Origin of the sequence: Microbacterium sp. LWH12-1.2 (assembly GCF_040675825.1) — a bacterium.
Classification (GTDB): domain Bacteria; phylum Actinomycetota; class Actinomycetes; order Actinomycetales; family Microbacteriaceae; genus Microbacterium.
This window is the reverse complement of sequence record NZ_JBEGIJ010000001.1, coordinates 3,339,791-3,356,793: the sequence shown is the minus strand read 5'-3', so window position 1 is coordinate 3,356,793 and position 17,003 is coordinate 3,339,791. Positions and strand designations below refer to the sequence as shown.

Here is a 17,003-nt window from a genome sequence, read left to right as displayed (position 1 = left end):
GTTCGCGACGGGCCCGGTTTGATGGGTGTTACTGCTGAGCGGCTCGGCGGCGTGCGATGAAGATCACAGCACCACCGATCATCAGCGCGAGCGCCAGCCCGCCGATCGGCAGGAGGTTGGCTCCACCGGTCGCCGGGAGCCCGCCCCCGGCCGGCGTGGGTGTCGGCTCGACCGGCGAGAGAACGTAGCCCACGTCGTAGGTCGGTTCGTCTGCCTCGCCGGGCGCTCCGGAGTTGTTGCCCTCGGCCGGGGTGGTGACCGGCACGCGTCCGGTCGCCGGGTCGGCGTTCGAGTCAGCAGCACGGTCGCTGCCCTGACCCGGCTGGGTCAGTGTGAACCACTCACCGTCGAGTTCGACCGAGGTCGGGAACTCGAGGAAGTAGTCCGTGCTCGGCTGCAGATCGGTGAACGCGTAGTAGCCGTTCTCATCCGTCGTCGTCTCGGCGACGAGCTCACCGTCCTCGTCGAACAGCTTGACGGTCACGCCAGGAAGCGGGCGCTCACCGGCGTCCTGGATCCCATCGCGGTCGTCATCGAGCCAGACATAGTCGCCGATGGATACGAGGTCCGGCACGAAACCGAAGTCGAGCGTGGCATCGCGTGCACCATCGACGGTCAGGTCGCCCGAGGCCGCGCTTCCGGTCGACGAGTCCGTCTCGCCTTCGCCGACGCCCGGCGTGGTGGGCTTGTAGCCCGCCGGAGGCGTCACGGTGACGGTGTACGACTGACCGGGCTCAAGCGCGGGCAGATCGTCGAACGAGTACTTCCCGTCCGAATCGGTCTTCGTTGCAGGGACCGGATCGCCGAACACATTGGTCACCGGCTCGCCGTCAGGACCGGTCAGCGTCAGCACCGCATCCGGGATACCGGGCTCACCCGCATCCTGCACGCCATCGCCGTCCGTGTCGATCCACACGAAGTCACCGACCGACACGCTCGGAATCACGTACCCCGCATCGATCGTCGGGTCATCAGCCTGACCGGGCTCACCCGAGTTGTCACCCGATGCCGGAGCGGTGAACGAGTATCGTCCATCCGCACCGGGGTTCGAGTCAGCGCCACGATCCGACCCTGCGCCCGGCTGCGTCAGCGGGAGCTGTTCGCCGTCGACGGTCACCGTGGTCGGGAACTGGATCGTGTACTCACCCGACGGAGTCAGGTCCGTGAACACGTAGTATCCGTCCGAGTCGGTCGTGGTGCGAGCAACCTCGACACCCTCACCGTCGTACAGGATCACCTCGACACCCGGCAGCGGACGCTCGCCCGCCTCCTGGATGCCATCGCGGTCCGTGTCAAGCCACACATAGTCACCGACGGAGACCAGTACCGGCAGGACGTACCCGGCGTCGATGGTCGGGTCATCAGCCAGACCTGGCTCAGCCGAGTTCTCACCGTCGACGGGTGTCGTGAACGTCACGCGACCCGTCTCGGGGTCGGCGTCCGAGTCCGCCGCGTCGTCATCACCGGCGTTCGGCCGCGTCAGTGCCACAGTCTCACCATCGATGGTCGCCGTCATCGGGAACTGGATCGAGTACTCCGAGCTCGCGACGAGATCGGTGAACACGTAGTACCCGTCCGCATCCGTCGTCGTCCGCGCGACCTCGACACCGTTGCGGTCGTGGAGGATCACCTCGACACCCGCAACCGGCGTCTCATCGGCGTCCTGGATGCCGTCACGGTCCTCGTCGAACCAGACATAGTCACCGACCGACACCAGCGTCGGCACGAACCCGAAGTCGATGGAGTGATCGTTGACACCAGCCGCCGGGGTGGTCACCGACGCGAACACGATGTCCGCATCAGACACCTCACCGTTGCTGTCGATTCCCCGGTTCGGACCCGCGCCGAACTCGGTCGGCGAGTACCCCGCGAGCGGTCCACCAGCCTCGAAGTCACTCGCACGGTCCAGACGGACCTCGTACTCTGTGTCCGGAAGCAGACCGTCAGCGGTATCGAACCAGTACTCACCGTTGGCATCGGTCTCCGTCGTCGCAACCACGTTGCCATCAACGTCATACAGGCTCACCTGAATACCGGCGATACCGCCCTCAGTCGGACCCTGGACACCATCCTGATCAGTGTCAGACCAGATCCGGTTGCCGATCTGCTGCGTCTGCTCGAGCACCAGCGCCTCGAGGTCAGCGAGACCCATGCCCTTGAAGAACGCGGTGGTCACCAGTGCATTGCCGCGGTTCTGGCCGGTATTCACGTCGTAGGCGCGCAGCCCGTTGGAGTTGATAGCGCCGGTCGCGTCCATGGTGTTGCTGACGATCGTCCCGCTGCCGGGAACCGTCGCCACACCCGAGAACGCTGCCTGGGCGTGGAACGCGCCGGTGTCGCTGAAGTCGTGTGCGGGGTTGGCGAAGTCGAGGGCGGTGACATCCTCGGCGAACGCGACGAGGTCACCCGTCGCGACGACGTTCCCGTAGGACGGGGTGTCGCCCTCCTTCTGGCCCACGTACATGCCGAGTCCGTACTGGTCGCCGCTGCGGTCGCGGAAGCTCAGCACCATCTCGCCGTTCTCAACGAACTCGACGTCACCGAGCATCGGCTGCGGCACGACGAACTGCGGCCACCAACCGACCGCCGGAGCGTTCAGTCCACCGTTGATGCACAGCTGCGGAACGTCATCCGTCCAGACACGCCAGTCCACCGGGTCGCAGCTGGAGTGCAACGAGCCGCCGAACGGGCCGTTCTGGCCGGCGCGGGGCACGGTCTCCGAGACCTGGCCCTGCACCACGCTGATCGGCGTGGCACCGACCGTGCCGTCCTCCGCGCGCTCGTACTCGAGGACGTAGCTCTCCATGTCACTGCCGCAGACCGCCCCGACGAACAGGTTCCCCTCACGCTGTCCGAGGCCCATAGGCGCCCAGTCGCTCTCGCAGGTGTCCGGTGCCGCGATCTGCAGCGTCTGCAGCGGCGCCGGGTTGAGGGCCTCCTGCACCGGGTAGACCACCAGCTCCTCGGTGTTCAGGTTGATCGTGGTGAGGAAGCGGTTGTCCGGGGTGACGTCGACATCACCCAGCGCCTCACGGCCGACGGCCGTACGGAAGTCGAAGTCGTGGTGCACGAAGCCGTCTGCAGGGTTCATCGGCCCGAGGTCGTGCTCGGTGCCTCCCGCGTCAGCGACCGTGGTGTAGATCTCCCAGTCACCGGTGACGGTGTTCACACGGTAAATGGCGCCGGACCCGCCGGGGCCGTACAGCGATCCACGCTTGGCGTATGCGCCCGCGTAGAGGTCGAGGTTCTCGCTGTCGATGCCGATGCCGTAGACGGCGCCGATGGTGTTCGTCGATGTGATCTGCGACGCACTCCCATTCAGCTTGTAGTCGATCCCGTAGACCTCGACGCCGTTGTTCTGCTCGGGCCAGATGTCGTTGGGGAGGACAGCCGAGTACAGACGTGCACCGTCGACACCGAGCGTGGTGTAGTCCACGTATCCGACCGAGAAGGCGGTATCCGCGCCGTTGCGCACGTCGACGAAGGACACGGCGGGTGCGAACTCCGCACCGGAGTGGCCATCGGCGATCTGCGCCTCGCTGTAGATCGAGGCGTTCGGGTTGACCACTTCGATGCGATACCGACCACCGACCAGAGTGTTCTCGGCTGCAGCGAGTGTGGCGACGCCGTCGCCATCCGTCTCAACGGTGATGAACTCGCCGTCGATGTCGTGGATACGGACTTGCACGCCCGACAGCGCGACGTCCAGCCCGTCATGCGTCCGATTGACGTTGGCGTCCTGCACCACGGTCACGGAGATGGTCCCGTCACCCGTCGCTGCGACGGCTGAACTCGCACCTCCCACAGAGAGGAGCGTCACCGCCAACGCGCCGACTGCACCTCCAGCAACAAATCTCTTCACAGAACACTCCCATTCGAGGCGGCACGTCGACGCGCCGGAAATCGCGCTCGTGGGGGCACCGCAGATCGTGAAGCCGAGCAGGTGCACTCGGCGACCTCAAAGATAGCCGGATCCAGCAAATGGAAAGCGATACTTCATGAAGTCACGCGAGCGTCAGGTGTCGGTTTTTGCCCAGGTCACATGCGAAAATCCAAACACCGACGGTGTCGTCTCGAGCTCGCACTCCCCGGAAACGTGACCCCCGATGGGGGTCACGTTTGGGGCGAACTGGTGGGCTGATCAGGAGAGCGTCACGCCGATGGCGGTGGCATGTAGCTGAGCCTGTCGAAGCACAGCCGGATATCGGTGATTCGCCCATCCTCCACACGGAAGAGTTCACTGGCCAGTGTGGTGTCGGTGACGGCGGTTTGCGGGAAGTACCAGAGCGCCACCCGGTCGCCGTCCGTCATACGAGTGAGTTCGGGAGCCCCGGTGAGCATGGGGACGAATCTGGAGAGGTACTCCCGCCAGTGGGCCTTCGTCGTGATCGCGGGATCCGGCGCTGCACATACGACGGAGTCCGACAGGTACGTCAGCGCGAGCTCGACGTCTCCTCCGGTCCAGGCTCGGTGATACGCCTCCACGGTGGCAACAGGCGTCGGTACGTTCGTCATCTCTTGCACTCCTTCGGTATCGGTCATTGCGACGGCGTCCAGGTGTCAGGCGGAAGCCGCTGCCCGGTGGCGGCGAGGGCGAGCCGGGCAACGAAGTGGTCCCATCCGTCGACGTGTCCTGGCACCGCGCTCTCCGGCAGGTCTGTGTGCACGACCTCGACTCGCGTGCCGCCGTCGGTCGCACTCAGCTCGAACGACACCGTCGACGATCCGGGTGGCAGCTCCTCGCTCCCCTCGAAACCCCATGACACCGTCACCCGACGCGGCCGGTCGACTTCGAGGAAGATCCCCCGGGCGCCGTACCCGGCGATGTTCACGGAGAACTCTCCGCCCGGAGTCGGCTCGACCTGAGCCCAGTCGCCCATCCATGCCGTGATCCCCTTTGCGGTCACCAGGTACTCGAAGACCCGTTCCGGGGGCGCGGCGATGTCGATGCTCGAGCGGTGCTCAGCCATCGTCCTCACCCACCCCGGCTCCCTCGATCGCATTCTTGAGCCGCGTCAGCCGCTCCGGCCAGAAGTCGTCGAAGAACGCCTTGCCCACCACAAGACCCTCCACCCGGACTGCGTACAGGTGCCGGGTGCCCGATCGTGTGCCCGACACCAGGCCCGCTTCGCGAAGCACCTTCAGGTGATGCGACACGATCTGCTGCGACAGGCCGAGCTCGCTCGCGATCTCGCCGACCGGTCGATGACCGGTGCGCACCAGCGCGAGGATGGCCCGACGGTTGCCATCCGACAGGGCGTGAAACGCGTGGTCAAGACTCAGAGCTTCCATGAGCACCTCCGCGCTCATCATGCTCCACAAACAGCCACTTGTACAAGTGTTTGTTTGTGACGACCCCGCGCCGAATCAGCGCGCGGCGATGAGTCCGCGCGTCGCCGTCTGCGCCCTGCTGAACCGCTCCTGAACGTCGGCCCAGTTCACGATCTCCCAGAACGCCTTGACGTAATCGGCGCGCACATTGCGGTAGTCCAGGTAGTACGCGTGCTCCCAGACGTCGAGCTGCAGCAGCGGGATCACGCCGAGCGGCGCGTTCCCCTGCTGATCGAACAGCTGGAAGATCACGGGCCTGGCCCCGATGCTGTCCCAGGCGAGCACAGCCCACCCGGAGCCCTGCACACCGAGCGCAGTGGCGGTGAAGTGCGCACGGAAAGCGTCGATCGATCCGAACGAGTCGGCGAGCGCAGCGGCGAGCTCGCCCTCGGGCACCCCACCGCCGTTCGGCGAGAGGTTCTGCCAGAACACCGAGTGGTTGATGTGACCACCCAGATTGAAGGCGAGATCCTTCTCGAGCTTGTTCACGTTCGAGAGATCCCCCGCATCTCGCGCGGCCGCGAGCTGCTCCAGAGCCGTGTTGGCACCGGTGACGTAGGCCTGGTGGTGCTTGGTGTGGTGCAGCTCCATGATCGTGCCGGAGATGTGCGGTTCGAGGGCGGAGAAGTCGTACGGCAGTTCGGGAAGCGTGTACAGGGCAGACATGGGGGGGGTTCCTTTCGAGCGTGGTTCAGGGTGGTTCAGGTCAGAGGTGCGACGAGTGGCGCAGGGTGCGCGAGCGAGTGGAACCCGCGGTCCAGGTAGACGACCGGTCGACCCTGCGGGCCGTGGAGCACGTCGAGCACTTCGGCGATGACGACCGTCGACGAGCCGACGGCTACCGTGTGCAGCGACCGGCAGCGCAGTGCGGCGCGTGCGGAAGCGAGAAACGGTTCGCCGGTCTCGAGTGCCGTCCAGCCCTGTTCCGCAGTGAAGCGATCAGCACCGCTCGTCGCGAAGCTCTGGGCGAGGGCGGCGTGCTCATCGTCGATGAGATGCACGACGAAGGTGTCGGCGCCGAGGATCGCGCCGGCGGAGCCTGTCGCCCGCGTCACCGAGAAGACGATCGCGGCCGGGTCAACGGCGACGGAGGCGACGCTCGATGCTGTGAGGCCGACCGGGCCGTCGTCGGTCATCGCGGTGATGATGGCGACGCCGGCCGGATGGGTGCGGAAGGCCGCCTTGAGTCCTTCGCCGACGGGCGTCGGAACGGGATTCGCCGTCATCGGACCGCCTCCCCGATCGGGAGCGCGTGACCGAGCATCTCTTCTCTGGCCACGAGCTTGGTCCGCTCCCGCCCACGCTCGGCGCCTGCGCGGCGTTCTGCGTCGTCGATGCGCAGCCAGCCGGCGAAGTCGACGGCACCGGCGAGCGCGTCGAGCGGATCGGCCGCACGCTCAGCAGGCTCCTCGACCAGATCACCGAGGTCATCGAGCACGTGCCGCACGGTCTGGGCGGCGTCCGACTTGGTCGAACCGATGAGCCCGACCGGTCCTCTCTTGATCCAGCCGGTGGCGTACAGGCGGGGGATGCGGGCGCCGTCGGCGTCGGTGACGCGTCCCTCGACGTGCGGCACCACACCGCGCTCGGCATCGAACGGCATGCCGGGAACCGGAGTGGATCGGTATCCGATCGCGCGGTAGACGGCCGCGACGTCGTAGCGGAGCATCTCTCCGGTGCCGACCATCCGCCCGAGTTCGTCGGAGGCGGTCCGTTCCATCTCGATCCCGGTCACGGCCCCTGTGCCGAGCAACCGCACCGGTCGCTGCCGCAGGTGCAGGTGGATACGACGCGACGCGGTCTTCGTCGACGGAGTGCGACTCGCCCACTCGGTGAGTGTGCGAACGATGATCCTGCGCTGCGAGAACTGTTCGATCATCCGTTCGGCATGCGCGTCGAGCACCAGCTCATCCGGGTCGACGATGACGTCGACATCGTGCTGATCGGCGAGCTCGCGCAGCTCGAGCGCCGAGAAGCGCACGTCGGCGGGGCCACGCCGCGCGAACAGATGCACATCGCGCACGGGGCTGGCCGCGAGCTGCTCGAGGACGATGTCGGGAGTATCGGTGTGCGCGAGCGCTGCGGCGTGCTTGGCGAGGATCCGGGTGACGTCGAGCGCGACGTTGCCCGCTCCGAGCACGGCGACGGACTCGGCGGTGAGCGGCCAGCTGCGCGGCACATCGGGATGCCCGTCGTACCAGGCGACGAAGTCGGCGGCTCCGAAGGAACCGGGCAGATCGATGCCGGGGATGTCGAGCGGCACGTCGAGGTCGGCGCCGGTCGCGACGATCACGCCGTCGTAGGCGGCTCGGAGCTCGGCGATGCCGATGTCGGCACCGACTTCGACATTGCAGCGCAGCCGGATCCGCGGGTTCGTGAGCACCTCGTGCAGGGCGTCGGTGATTTTCCGGATCCGCGGGTGATCAGGGGCGACCCCGTATCGCACCAGACCGTAAGGGGCGGGGAGCTTCTCGAACAGGTCGACGGTTGCGGTGGGCGAGAGCCCGAGCAGGATGTCGGCGGTGTAGATGCCGGCGGGGCCGGCTCCGACGATGGCGACTCGCGGTTCAGCGACGTTCATTCGGGTTCTTGTCACGTTCTCCACGGTAAAACCTCAAGTAGGCTTGAGGTCAAATCGAGCAGCGGGAGGGTCCGGATTGACGCCTGAAGACATCACGGACGCACCACCGCACGCGCCGGACGAATTGCTCAGCATCGGTGAGATGAGCCGACGGACAGGCGTGGCCGTGTCAGCACTGCACTTCTACGAGAAGCTCGGCCTGATCGCTTCGACGCGCACTCCGGGCAATCAGCGCCGATACGCGCGCCACATGCTGCGCCGGGTCTCCCTCATCACCGTGGCCAAGCGGCTCGGCATTCCGCTCGCGGACGTGCAGGATGCCTTCGCCGACGTCCCGCTCGCCGTCACCCCCAGCCATGAGGACTGGCAGCGCGCATCGCGTCGCTGGAAGCGCGCGCTGGAACGACGCCGAGAAGGCATCGAACGCCTGGAGAAGGAGCTGACCGGATGCATCGGCTGCGGCTGCCTGTCCATGAAGGCCTGCGGCCTGCTCAACCCTGACGATGCACTCGCCAGCCGAGGTGCGGGTCCACAGCGATTGCAGGGTTCGGATGACCCCGCACCCCGCCACTGACCCGGACGCCGCCTGGCCACTGATGCGAGATGGCGGCGCACTAGGGTGATGGCATGACGATCGACCTCGAGGCCCTGTACATCGACCTGCACCAGCATCCGGAGCTGTCCTTCCAGGAGACGCGCACGGCCGGCGTCGCCGCCGGCCACCTGCGTGACCTGGGGCTCGAGGTGGAGGAGGGCGTCGGGATCACCGGCGTCGTCGGGCTGCTGCGCAACGGCGACGGGCCTGTCGTCTGGCTCCGCGCCGACATGGACGGACTGCCCGTCGAGGAGCAGACCGGGCTCGCGTATGCGAGCACGGCGAAGGGCATCGACCCGACGGGAACCGCCGTCCCCGTCATGCACGCCTGCGGCCACGACATGCACGTCACCGCCATGATCGGCGCCGTCGAGAAGCTCGTCGCCGAACGCGACGACTGGTCGGGAACGCTGGTCGTCATCATCCAGCCCGCTGAGGAATACGGAGCAGGCGCACGAGCGATGCTCGACGACGGCATTCTGGCCCGCTACCCGAAACCGGACATCGTGCTCGGTCAGCACGTCACCCCGCTGCCTGCCGGCATCATCGGAGTGCGCAGCGGCACCCAGATGGCCGCATCCGACGGCCTCACCGTGACCCTGCATGGTCGCGGCGGACACGGTTCGCGCCCGCACGCCACGATCGACCCCGTCGTGATGGCGGCGGCGACCGTGATGCGCCTGCAGACCATCACCTCTCGCGAGATCGATCCGCAGGGCGTCGCCGTCGTGACGGTCGGTTCGATCCACGCCGGGCTGAAGAACAACATCATCCCCGCCGAGGCGAAGCTCGAGCTCAGCCTCCGGTACCCGAACGACGAGATGCGCGACAAGGTGCTCGCGAGCGTCGAGCGCATCGTGCGGGCCGAGGCCGCGGCATCCGGCGCAGAGCGCGAACCCGAGATCCGCACCGACCACACTCTGCCGGCCACCATCAACGACGAAGACGCCACGGCGCGGGTCACCAGTGCGCTGCAGCGCGCCCTCGGTGAAGCATCCGTCATGGACCCCGGCATGTTCACCGGCAGCGAGGACGTGTCCTGGTTCGCCCGCGATGCCGGTGCTCCCCTGGTGTTCTGGTTCTGGGGCGGAGCGGATCCGGTGAAGTTCGCCGAGGCGACGGCAGCGGGCCGGCAGGCCGAGGACATCCCGACGAACCACTCGCCGTACTACGCGCCGGAGATCCACCCCACCATCGAGGTCGGCGTCACGGCGCTGTCCGCGGCGGCGCGGGAGTTCCTCGGCTGAGTCGCGGCTGCCACGCTCCGTGCACAACTCAGGAAGATCCGCTCCGGTACTCACCGTCCGCGCCCGAATAGGCCCGGTCGCTGGAGTTCTTCCTGAGTTGTGAACCGCGAAGCACCAGCCTGAGCGGCCGACTACACCGCGATCACACGCGGCGGAGCGAGCTCGCGCGGCCGCACGCCGTGCGCCTCGCGGTGCAGGCGCTCCATGCGCACGTCGAGCTCGCTCGCTGCATCGGCCGCATCGGTGAGGCTGTCGACGAGGTGGCCGGGAACCTGGCCCTGGAACTTGTAATGGATCTTGTGCTCGAGGCTGGCCCAGAAGTCCATCGCGATGGTGCGGAACTGCACCTCGACCGGCACCGCGATCGGGCCGGTCGAGAGGAACACGGGAACCTCGATGATCGTGTGCAGACTCTTGTAGCCGTTCGGCTTCGGGTCGGCGATGTAGTCCTTGACCAGTCGGATGCTGACGTCGTCCTGCTGGGTGAGCAGATCGAAGAGGCGGTACACGTCGGCGACGAAACTGCAGGTCACCCGGATGCCCGCGATGTCGGTGATCTCCGCACGGATGGTGTCGAAGTCGGGCTCGATCCCCTTGCGGGCGACCTTCTCGACGATGCTGTCCGGAGTCTTGATCCGGCTCTTGACGTGCTCGATCGGGTTGTACGCGTGGTTGTGCGTGAACTCGTCACGGAGGATCGAGATCTTGGTCTCGACCTCCCGCATCCCGAACTCGTACTCCCGGAGGAAGCGCTGGAACTGATCGCGGAGATCCTTCGCCTCGGCGATGGCCTGCTCGTCGACGGAAACCGTGCTCATGATCCTGACGTTACGCATCCGTGATCGGAATCGCCTGGGTGTTCGCCCGCAGCGGATGCCCTCACACGCCGATCGTCAGTGCGGCCGTGTATCCCTGGGAGACGCCGCCGGTCATGGTCGCGATCTGGTGGATGCCGTCGTCGTCGCCGAAGACGTTGTCACCGGCCAGCGTCACCCTGGATGCGTTGGTCACGCTCTTCTCGTAGCCGCCGGTCGCGTACACCGCCGCGTTGCTCTCCTCGGGGAGGGCGATCTGCGATGTCTTCACGATCGGGCCGGTCGCGACCGCCGATGCGACATCCCGGTAGACCTCGAAGTGGATATGCGGCCAGCGGCCGTCGTAGCAGGCCGGGTAGATCGAGGTGAATCGCACAGTGCCGGTGTCGTCGGTCTCCTGGACTCCGCGGAGATAGTTCTCGTCTTTCGCAGCATCCGAGTACAGCGAGTAGTTCCCGTCCCGGTCGCAGTGCCAGAGGTAGACGCCGGCCCCGACGAGGGCGCTGCCAGTCGCGGCGTCGCGCACCGTGAGCACGATCTCCAGCGGGACGCCCTCGGCGGTCGTCGTCGAGGATCCGAAGCTGGAGCGGATGTCCCGGCGCACGATCCCGGAATCATCGAGGACGTTCACGCCGTTCGATCCGTCGGCGGGGTAAGGCCCGGCCGTCTCGTCCGGCACTTCGCCTTCCACCGTCACACCGTCGCCCTCCGCCTCTGGTGCTCCGCCGGGTCCGCCGGATCCGCTCGGCGCACCGGAACCGCTGGCCTCTCCGGACGAGTTCCCTGCCGAGGATGCCACCGGCGCGCACGCGGCGAGCAGCGCCGTCGCGGCCACTCCGCCGAAGATGCCCAGGGCCCGTCGCCGGTTCACCAGCGTGCGGATGTCGTAGACCAGCCCGCGGTGGTCCTCGTCGATCTCGTTGCCATCCTTATCGATCCAGCGCGGATCGGTCGTCATCTCGCTCATGATCTCTCCCGTCGTCTGGAGCCAGAGAATCAAGGCACGCTGTGCGAACGATAGGTCGGGGCGGAGCGGATGCTGTGGCTCAACGATGCGAATCCTATGAGCGCAGATCCAGAGAACCCGTCCCGAGGGCCGGCGTCGCCGAAGCGTAAGAATTCCGTAAGGGCGTCCGCACACCCCGTAGGGATTCCGTAAGGATGTCGTGAGGATCGCCACCGCAGGCGTATCGTCGCCGCTCGTGGCAAATGAATCCCGGAGCCTGCCGGACACCCCGCAGCTCGCGAAGCGCATCCTCATCGGGGATCCGCTGACCAACGAGCACCTCGAGGGTCAGCTGCTGCCGAAGCGCATGGCGCTGCCGATCTTCGCCTCCGACGCGCTGAGCTCCGTGGCGTACGCCCCGCAGGAACTGGTGATGATCCTGCTGATCGGCGGACTCACCTTTCTGTCATTCACGCCGATCGTGGCCGTATGCGTCATCGTGCTGCTGCTCGTGGTCGTGCTCAGCTATCGCCAGCTCATCAAGGCGTACCCCTCCGGCGGCGGCGACTACGAGGTGGCGTCGAAGAATCTCGGCGAGATCCCCGGCGTCGTCGTGGCGGCTGCCCTCCTCGTGGATTACGTACTGACGGTCGCTGTGTCGGTGGCATCCGGCGTCGACAACATCATCTCGGCCGTTCCGGCGCTCGACCCGTTCCGGGTATGGCTCGCCGTCGGCTTCGTCATCCTGATCATCGTCGTGAATCTGCGCGGTGTGCGTGAGGCGTCCCTCGTGTTCGCGATCCCGACCTACGTCTTCATCGCCTCGGTCGGCTTCATGATCGTCACCGGTCTGGTCCGCACGTTCCTCGGCGATGCACCGGTCGCTTCCAGCGCCGAGTTCGCCGTGCACGCCGAAGACCTCAGCCAGGCGGCAGCGATCCTGCTCGTTCTGCGGGCCTTCTCGAGCGGATGCTCCGCCCTCACCGGCGTCGAAGCCGTCTCGAACGGCGTTCCCGCCTTCCGCGCGCCCAAGGTGCGAAACGCGCAGTCCACCCTCGTATTGATGGGCACGATCGCAATCGGCCTGTTCGCCGGTCTGACCGCGCTCGCCCTGATCACCGGCGTGCACTACGCCGAGAACCCCTGCGACCTGGTCGGCTTCGACTGCACGAACCCGCAGCCGAGCCTGATGGCACAGGTGGCGAGCGCCACGTTCGGTGGCGGCAGCATCCTCTTCTTCATCGTGCAGGCGGCGACCGCCTGCGTGCTGCTGCTCGCCGCGAACACCGCGTTCAACGGCTTCCCGTTGCTCGGCTCGGTGCTCGCCCGCGACGGCTATGCCCCGAAGGCTCTGAACACCCGCGGCGACCGGCTCGTCTTCTCGAACGGCATGATCGCCCTGGGCATCGTCGCGATGATCGTGCTCATCGTGTTCCAGGCGAAGTTGACTACGCTCATCCAGCTGTACATCATCGGCGTCTTCGTGTCGTTCTCGCTCGGCCAGCTCGGCATGGTGCGGCACTGGCGACGCATCCTGCGCCGGCCGGCCGAAGGAAGCACCGGCGTGCAGGCCACGGCATCCGATCGCCGCTCTGCGCGCGTCGGCCTGATCATCAACTCCGTCGGCGCGAGCCTCACGATCCTCGTGCTCGTCATCGTCACGATCACGAAATTCACCCACGGCGCGTATCTGGTGTTCTTCGCCATCCCGGTGCTCGCGTTCCTGATGATGGGCGTGAAGCGGTACTACCGCGATGTCGAGCACGAGATCGCGATCGATGACGTCACGCATTTCGGCGCCAACGGAGACCTCGCCCTCGTGCTGGTCAACCGGCTGCAGAAGCCGGTCGTGAAAGCCGTCGAGTATGCCGTCGCGGCGAAGCACGGCAAGACTCTCGCTGTGCACGTGGGGGTTGCCGCCGATGACGCCACCGAGCTGCAGCAGCAGTGGGCCGATCATCTGATGCCGGTCCCCCTGGTGATCATCGAATCGCCGTACCGGTCGTTCGCGCAGCCGGTGGCGCAGTTCATCAACCAGTACCGCGAGAAGCACGGCTCGTCCGTCGTGACGGTCTATCTTCCGCAGTACATCGTCGGGCACTGGTGGGAGACGTTCCTGCACAACCGACGCGCCCGTCGGTTGGCGAACCAGCTGATGCTCGTGCACGGCGTCTCGATCACGCTCGTGCCGTGGCTGCTGGACTCCTCCGAGCTCATCTACGGACGTCGCTCCCGCCCGCTGCCGGGCCAGGAGCGTGCCGGCCGCCCCGTCGTCGTGAACGGCCGGCGTGCGCACCGGCCTGCCGGTCCGCCGCAGGACTGATGCCGCGCGTCACCCGGCGACGAGGGCGAGCACCAGAGTGGCTGCGACGACCGTCGGTACCGCGACGGCGAGGCCCCACAGCATGAAGCGGGGCCAGCTGATCGTCACGCCGAGCGCCACGATCCGGTGATGCCACAACAGCGTCGCGAGCGATGCCCACGGCGTGACGAGGGGGCCGAGGTTGACGCCGATCAGCAACGCCATCAACGCCACCGGGTCTCCTGCGGCAGGCTCCAGGATCAGGTACGCCGGGAGGTTGTTCACGCCGTTGGCGGCGAGGGCGCCGATTCCCGCGAGTTGCAGGAGCGCCGCCGGCCCGTGATCGTCGGGGGCCAGCGCCGTCAGGAAATCGAGGATGCCGTTGGCGTGCGCGGTCTCCACCAGGACGAACAGCGCAGCCGCGAGTCCGACCGCGGACCACGGCACCAGACCGAGCCGCAGCACATGTCGACGCCGCACCGCGAACAGCACGACCAGGAGCAGGGCGGCGGCCGTGGCGGGGATCCACACGTCGTGCGTCACCGTGAGCAACGGAAGCAGCGCGATCAGCACCGCGGCTGCGCCCCAGAAGAGCACACGGTCAGAGGGTGTCCCCGGCGGCGGCACGCGGTAGCCGCCGAACAGAGTGCGCCGGTGCACGATGGTGAGGATCGCGACCGGGATGAGGACCCCGATCAGCGTCGGCGCCCAGCTGAGCGCGATGAACGCTGCCGGGTCACCGCCCACCGCTGGCGCGGCGAGCAGGTTCGCGAGGTTCGAGACCGGCAGCGCGAGGGATGCCGTGTTCGCCAGCCACACCGTCGCGAGCGCGAACGGGAGCGGTGAGACGCCGATGCTCTGCGCCAGCACCACGACGACCGGGGTCACGATCACTGCCGTCGTGTCGAGCGAGAGGAACACCGTGCTGACCACGGCGAGCGCGACGACCGATGCCCAGAGCGCCAGAACCTGCCCCCGCCCCCAGCGGGCGAGCCTCTGCGCGAGCACATCGAAGACACCGGCATCGCGGGCGAGTTCGGCGACGATCGTGATCGCGACCACGAATCCCAGCACGGGCACGATGCGCAGCCCGAGCGCACCGGCATCCGGTGCAGGAAGGATGCCGGTGACGACGACGATCGCGGCGACGCCGGCCAGCACGAGGACGATGATCGACCCCCTGCTGAGCGTTCGTCGTGCCGCAGTCACTCCGAGAGCATACGACGGCTTCCCCTTGGACACCTGCCGTGAGCAAGCCGCATGCGTCACGGCGAAGGGCGTAGGGGAACCGTGAGGATCGTCGTCGACACGCGTCAGCCGGAGTTGTATCGACTCCGTGCTCGACATCCTCTACCTCGCGCTGACTCTCGCGCTCTTCGCCCTCGTCTCGCTGACCGCAAAGGGGGTGGAGCGGCTGTGATCGTCTTCGAGATCATCGCTGCAGCTCTCGCACTCGCAGCGATCGCCTACCTCGTGGTCGCCCTCGTCGCCCCGGAGAAGTTCTGATGGGCGCGGGCATCTGGTTCGGCATCCTGCAGGCGGCGACGCTCATCATCGCGCTCGTGCTCCTGTACCGGCCCCTCGGCGACTACATCGCCCACGTGTACACCTCGGCACGCGATCTGCGCGTCGAACGCGGCTTCTACCGCCTCATCGGCGTGAACCCTTCGTCCGAGCAGACCTGGCGCGCGTACGCCCGCAGCGTGCTCGTGTTCTCCGCGGCCGGGCTCCTCCTCGTCTACGGCCTGCAGCGGCTCCAGGCGTTCCTTCCGGAATCCCTGGGCCTCCCGGCCGTCCCCGCGGGCCTCGCATTCAACACCGCGGCATCCTTCGTCGCCAACACGAACTGGCAGTCCTACTCCCCCGAGCAGACGATGGGCTACACGGTGCAGCTCGCCGGCCTCACCGTGCAGAACTTCGTCTCCGCCGCCGTCGGCCTCACCGTCGCCATCGCACTGACCCGTGGGCTCGCCCGCCGGGGCTCGGCGACGATCGGCAACTTCTGGGTCGACCTGATCCGCGGGCTCGGCCGGCTGCTGCTGCCGATCGCGTTCATCGGCGCAGTCGCGCTCATCATCGGCGGCGTCGTGCAGAACTTCGCCGGCTTCACCGAGGTGCAGACCATCGGCGGCACGGCGCAGTCGATTCCGGGCGGACCGGTCGCGTCGCAGGAGGCGATCAAGCTGCTCGGCACGAACGGCGGCGGCTTCTTCAACGCCAACTCGGCGCACCCGTTCGAGAACCCGACCGGGTGGACCAACCTGCTGCAGATCCTGCTCATCCTCGCCATCCCGTTCGCGCTCCCCCGCGCCTTCGGACGCATGATCGGCGACAACCGCCAGGGGTACGCGATCGCCGCCGTCATGGGCACGATCTTCCTGGTCTCGACCTTCGCGCTCTCGGCACTCGAACTGGCAGGACGCGGCTCGGCGCCGGAACTCGCCGGAGCGGCGATGGAGGGCAAGGAACAGCGCTTCGGCATCCTGGGATCCACCCTCTTCGGCAGCGCGAGCACGCTCACCTCGACCGGAGCGGTCAACTCGATGCACGACTCGTACACCGCTCTCGGTGGCATGATGCCGATGCTGAACATGATGCTCGGAGAGGTCGCTCCCGGCGGTGTGGGCTCCGGCCTGTACGGGATGCTCGTACTCGCGATCATCGCCGTCTTCGTGGGCGGGCTGCTCGTCGGACGCTCCCCGGAATACCTCGGCAAGCGGATCGGCCCGCGCGAGATCAAGCTCGCGAGCCTCTACATCCTCGTCGTCCCTGCGCTCGTGCTCGGCGGTACCGCCCTGAGCTTCGCGATTCCCGGGATCCGGGAAGACGTCGAGTCGACCAGCATCCTGAACCCGGGCGTCCATGGGATGAGCGAGGTGCTCTATGCGTTCACCTCGGCGGCGAACAACAACGGCTCGGCCTTCGCCGGACTCACGGCGAACACCCCGTGGTTCAACACGGCGCTGGGCGTGGCGATGCTGCTCGGGCGATTCCTCCCGATCGTGCTCGTGCTCGCACTGGCCGGTTCGTTCGCCGCGCAGGAGCGAGTACCGGCCACCGCGGGCACCCTCCCCACCCATCGGCCGCAGTTCGTCGGCCTCCTCCTCGCCGTGACGGTCATCGTCACCGCACTCACCTATTTCCCGGTCCTCACTCTGGGGCCGCTCGCTGAAGGACTCGTCTGAC

15 protein-coding genes are annotated in these 17,003 nt (G+C 67.1%); 5 read left to right on the top strand and 10 right to left on the bottom strand.

What is annotated here, in order from left to right; genetic code table 11:
• Positions 1 to 28: 28 nt before the first annotated feature.
• The 7 genes from MRBLWH12_RS16000 to MRBLWH12_RS15970 form a co-directional block, all read right to left on the bottom strand.
• Positions 29 to 3,805 (bottom strand): SdrD B-like domain-containing protein, encoded by a 3,777-nt coding sequence (locus MRBLWH12_RS16000; RefSeq protein WP_363550677.1) that lies wholly within the window; start codon positions 3,803 to 3,805, stop codon positions 29 to 31.
• Between the two features lie 347 nt (positions 3,806 to 4,152).
• Positions 4,153 to 4,515 carry a nuclear transport factor 2 family protein gene (locus MRBLWH12_RS15995; protein ID WP_363550676.1) on the bottom strand — a complete coding sequence of 121 codons (363 nt, stop codon included), beginning with the start codon at positions 4,513 to 4,515 and terminating at the stop codon, positions 4,153 to 4,155.
• Between the two features lie 23 nt (positions 4,516 to 4,538).
• The gene (locus tag MRBLWH12_RS15990) at positions 4,539 to 4,970 is read right to left on the bottom strand and encodes an SRPBCC family protein (protein ID WP_363550675.1); all 432 of its coding nucleotides are present in this window, start codon (positions 4,968 to 4,970) and stop codon (positions 4,539 to 4,541) included.
• Positions 4,963 to 5,310, bottom strand: a complete 348-nt coding sequence (locus MRBLWH12_RS15985) for an ArsR/SmtB family transcription factor (protein ID WP_363550674.1) — start codon at positions 5,308 to 5,310, stop codon at positions 4,963 to 4,965. Before MRBLWH12_RS15985 ends, MRBLWH12_RS15990 begins: the two co-directional genes overlap by 8 nt.
• A gap of 57 nt (positions 5,311 to 5,367) precedes the next feature.
• A complete protein-coding gene (locus MRBLWH12_RS15980; RefSeq protein WP_363550673.1) occupies positions 5,368 to 5,997 on the bottom strand; it encodes a superoxide dismutase in 630 nt (209 codons plus the stop codon).
• A 35-nt stretch (positions 5,998 to 6,032) separates the two neighbouring features.
• The gene (locus tag MRBLWH12_RS15975) at positions 6,033 to 6,557 is read right to left on the bottom strand and encodes a flavin reductase family protein (RefSeq protein WP_363550672.1); all 525 of its coding nucleotides are present in this window, start codon (positions 6,555 to 6,557) and stop codon (positions 6,033 to 6,035) included.
• Positions 6,554 to 7,927, bottom strand: a complete 1,374-nt coding sequence (locus MRBLWH12_RS15970) for an FAD-dependent oxidoreductase (RefSeq protein ID WP_363550671.1) — start codon at positions 7,925 to 7,927, stop codon at positions 6,554 to 6,556. The genes MRBLWH12_RS15975 and MRBLWH12_RS15970 overlap by 4 nt, the downstream gene beginning before the upstream one ends.
• A 76-nt stretch (positions 7,928 to 8,003) precedes the next feature.
• Here MRBLWH12_RS15970 and soxR point away from each other — a divergent pair, with 76 nt between their 5' ends.
• Both soxR and MRBLWH12_RS15960 read left to right on the top strand, forming a co-directional pair.
• On the top strand, positions 8,004 to 8,486 hold the full coding sequence (gene soxR, locus MRBLWH12_RS15965; RefSeq protein ID WP_363551393.1) for a redox-sensitive transcriptional activator SoxR: 483 nt from the start codon (positions 8,004 to 8,006) through the stop codon (positions 8,484 to 8,486).
• Positions 8,487 to 8,539: 53 nt separating this feature from the next.
• Positions 8,540 to 9,754, top strand: a complete 1,215-nt coding sequence (locus MRBLWH12_RS15960; RefSeq protein WP_363550670.1) for an amidohydrolase — start codon at positions 8,540 to 8,542, stop codon at positions 9,752 to 9,754.
• Between the two features lie 131 nt (positions 9,755 to 9,885).
• Here MRBLWH12_RS15960 and MRBLWH12_RS15955 read toward each other — a convergent pair whose 3' ends face one another.
• Complete coding sequence (locus MRBLWH12_RS15955) at positions 9,886 to 10,572, bottom strand: GTP pyrophosphokinase (protein ID WP_341976268.1); 687 nt, start codon at positions 10,570 to 10,572, stop codon at positions 9,886 to 9,888.
• Between the two features lie 61 nt (positions 10,573 to 10,633).
• Complete coding sequence (locus MRBLWH12_RS15950; RefSeq protein WP_363550669.1) at positions 10,634 to 11,536, bottom strand: intradiol ring-cleavage dioxygenase; 903 nt, start codon at positions 11,534 to 11,536, stop codon at positions 10,634 to 10,636.
• A 346-nt stretch (positions 11,537 to 11,882) separates the two neighbouring features.
• On the opposite strand from MRBLWH12_RS15950, the gene MRBLWH12_RS15945 reads away from it, so the two are divergent.
• Complete coding sequence (locus MRBLWH12_RS15945) at positions 11,883 to 13,838, top strand: APC family permease (RefSeq protein ID WP_363551392.1); 1,956 nt, start codon at positions 11,883 to 11,885, stop codon at positions 13,836 to 13,838.
• A gap of 9 nt (positions 13,839 to 13,847) precedes the next feature.
• Here MRBLWH12_RS15945 and MRBLWH12_RS15940 read toward each other — a convergent pair whose 3' ends face one another.
• Positions 13,848 to 15,026 carry an SLC13 family permease gene (locus tag MRBLWH12_RS15940; RefSeq protein WP_363550668.1) on the bottom strand — a complete coding sequence of 393 codons (1,179 nt, stop codon included), beginning with the start codon at positions 15,024 to 15,026 and terminating at the stop codon, positions 13,848 to 13,850.
• Positions 15,027 to 15,233: 207 nt separating this feature from the next.
• Between MRBLWH12_RS15940 and MRBLWH12_RS15935 the strand changes: the two genes are divergently transcribed.
• Together MRBLWH12_RS15935 and kdpA are read left to right on the top strand one after the other, a co-directional pair.
• Positions 15,234 to 15,323: a potassium-transporting ATPase subunit F gene (locus MRBLWH12_RS15935; protein ID WP_341976271.1), complete on the top strand. Its 90-nt coding sequence runs from the start codon at positions 15,234 to 15,236 to the stop codon at positions 15,321 to 15,323.
• The gene (kdpA, locus tag MRBLWH12_RS15930; protein WP_363550667.1) at positions 15,323 to 17,002 is read left to right on the top strand and encodes a potassium-transporting ATPase subunit KdpA; all 1,680 of its coding nucleotides are present in this window, start codon (positions 15,323 to 15,325) and stop codon (positions 17,000 to 17,002) included. Before MRBLWH12_RS15935 ends, kdpA begins: the two co-directional genes overlap by 1 nt.
• Position 17,003 lies beyond the last annotated feature (1 nt).